The 2,271-nt window shown below is 76.9% G+C and carries 3 protein-coding genes; all 3 read right to left on the reverse strand.

Translation table 11 applies throughout. The annotated features are described in order from the left end of the window. Positions 1–875: glycerate kinase family protein (locus tag MR1_RS19000; RefSeq protein WP_067250835.1), on the reverse strand; the 875-nt coding region annotated here is incomplete at its 3' end. Further along, positions 872–1,024 (reverse strand): hypothetical protein, encoded by a 153-nt coding sequence (locus MR1_RS19945; protein WP_157518411.1) that lies wholly within the window; start codon positions 1,022–1,024, stop codon positions 872–874. The genes MR1_RS19000 and MR1_RS19945, both read right to left, overlap by 4 nt. After that, positions 1,021–2,118, reverse strand: coding sequence for a LacI family DNA-binding transcriptional regulator (locus MR1_RS19005; protein ID WP_084344953.1), 1,098 nt, complete (start codon positions 2,116–2,118; stop codon positions 1,021–1,023). Before MR1_RS19005 ends, MR1_RS19945 begins: the two co-directional genes overlap by 4 nt. Positions 2,119–2,271: the final 153 nt, after the last annotated feature.

Consider the following 2,271-nt stretch of genomic DNA (forward strand, 5'->3'; position numbering starts at 1 on the left):
TAAGAGCCCTCGCCGGTCACGACCACGTCCGCCCCGGCCACGGCGTCGGCCAGGCCGACGAGGCGGGCGACCTCCTCCGCGCCGGGCACGAGAGTCCCGCCCCACGCGAGAAGCGCGCCCCCGGCGCCGCCCGCCGCCCCGGCGCCCGCGGTCCGCGGATCCAGCGCCAGGAGGGAGGCGAGGGACGACAGACCGCGGTCCGCCCGCCGGATCTCCTCGGGGTCCGTCAGCCCCTTCTGCGGCCCGAACACCGCCGCGGCCCCGCGAGGGCCCGTGAGCGGATGGGTGACATCGGTGAGCACGCGGACCTCCGGGGCCGGGCGGAGTCCGGACAGATCGATCCGCGCGATGAGCCCGAGCCCTCGCGCCCCCGCCGGCGCCTCCGCCCCCTCGGCGGTGAGGAAGCGGGCGCCCAGCGCCCGCAGGAGGCCCGTGCCCCCGTCCGTCGACGCGCTGGAGCCGATCCCGAGGACGAGGCGGGAGACGCCGTGATCAAGCGCAGCGGCGATCGCCTGGCCGAACCCGGTGGTGTCCGCATCGAGGGGGCGCAGATCGTCCAGCAGCTCGATGCCGGAGGTGGACGCGAGATCCACGACCCCGGTGCCGCCGGGGGCATCCGGGCTCGGCGGCAGCAGCAGCCAGCGCGTGCGCACCGGCACCCCGGCGGGACCGTCCACCGTCACCGGCATCGCGGTCGCGCCGTCGATGGCGGTCGCGAAGGCGGCGACGGTCCCCTCCCCGCCGTCGGCCATGGGCCGGTGGACGAACTCCGCGGTCGGATCGACCGAGGCCCACCCCGCGGCCAGCGCTTCGGCGACGGAGGCCGCATCGAGCGATCCCTTGAAGCTGTCGGGGGCCAGCACCACTCGCGTCACCGCGCTCCTCCGATCCGGCGCCCACCGGCACCCTCCGCCGCCGCGCGCCCCTCCTCCGCCGCACGGTCCTCCGCCGCACGGTCCCCCGCCGCACGGTGGCTGAGCGCGGACAGGACCGGCCGGCGCACCCGGGCGTCCGGGCGGATCATCCGAGCGGCCGACCCGGTGTGCTCGCGCGCACGACGACCTCGACCGGCAGCGGGTCCTGGACCCAGTCGTCGTCGGCGATCGCGCGGAACGCCTGGTATCCGGCCTCGCTCAACGGCACCCGCACGGTCGACAGCGCCGGGGTCACGTCACGACTGGACGGCACGTCGTCGAACCCGCACACCGCGATGTCCTCGCCGACGGCGCGGCCGGCGTCCCGGATCGCGGACATCGCGCCGATGGCGATGACGTCGCTCATCCCGAACACGAGCGTTCCCGGGTCCACGCCGTCCGCGAGCGCCCGCGCCATGGACTCCGCGCCCGACTCCCGCCGGAAGTCGCCGCGGTACACGCGCTCCACCCGGCCGCCGGCCTCCTCGAACGCCCGCCGGAATCCGCCGAGGCGGTCGTCCGAGGTGCGCACGCCCTCGGCCGCGCCGATGGCGAGCGCGCGCCGGTACCCGAGCTCCGCCATCCGCGCGCCGAGCTGGGCCGCGCCGCCCTCGTTGTCGATCTCGACGGTGCGGATCCCCTCGCGGGCCGCGCCGAAGGCGACGATGCGCCCGCCCAGGGCCGCGAAGTCCGCCAGCTCCTCCCCGGCCGCGTCGTCGTCGTCGGAGCGGGAGGACGCGAGGATGAGCCCCTGCGGGCGCTGTCCGCGCAGAGCCCGGATGATCCGCCGTTCGCGTTCCGGGTCGCGCTCGGTGATCGAGACCGTCACGACCAGGCCCCGCTCGTCCGCCCCCCGCGCGACCCCGGAGGCGATGAGCCCGAAGTAGGGGTCTGCGATGTCGGCGACCAGGAGCGCGATCACCGGCGCGTGTCCGCGCGCCGTCGCCTGCGCCGACACGTTGGGGGTGTAGCCGAGCTCCTCGGCAGCACGCTCGACCCGTTCGCGGAACGATTCGGCGACCTTCCGGGCGGACCCGTTCAGCACGCGCGAGGCCGTCGCCAGCGAGACCCCCGCCGCCCGCGCGACGTCGTGCAGGGTCGCCGCACCTGTCCGTCCCGCCGCGCGCGACGGATCGGAGCGGTGCTGCCGCGAGGGGTCGTCCGCCGCGCCGCCGCGGGCCGAGGAAGGGCTTTCCGCATCCATGCGCCAGAGCCTACCCGGGCGTGTCCTGCGTTCCCCGGGAGGCGTCTGCGATCCAGGAGCGCAGGATCGCCGCCTCCCCGGCGAGGGCGACGGGGTCGTCCCCCGGGACGAACTCGAGCAGGGCGTCGCGGGGCGGGTGCGCCGCGGACGCGG

Source organism: Microbacterium resistens NBRC 103078, assembly GCF_001552355.1.
GTDB lineage: Bacteria > Actinomycetota > Actinomycetes > Actinomycetales > Microbacteriaceae > Microbacterium > Microbacterium resistens.

What these genes read in the sequence shown, in the direction of transcription:
- MR1_RS19945 (WP_157518411.1), bottom strand. Translation starts at nt 1,024, where the DNA reads ATGATCCGCCCGGACGCCCGGGTGCGCCGGCCGGTCCTGTCCGCGCTC.
- MR1_RS19005 (WP_084344953.1), bottom strand. Translation starts at nt 2,118, where the DNA reads ATGGATGCGGAAAGCCCTTCCTCGGCCCGCGGCGGCGCGGCGGACGAC.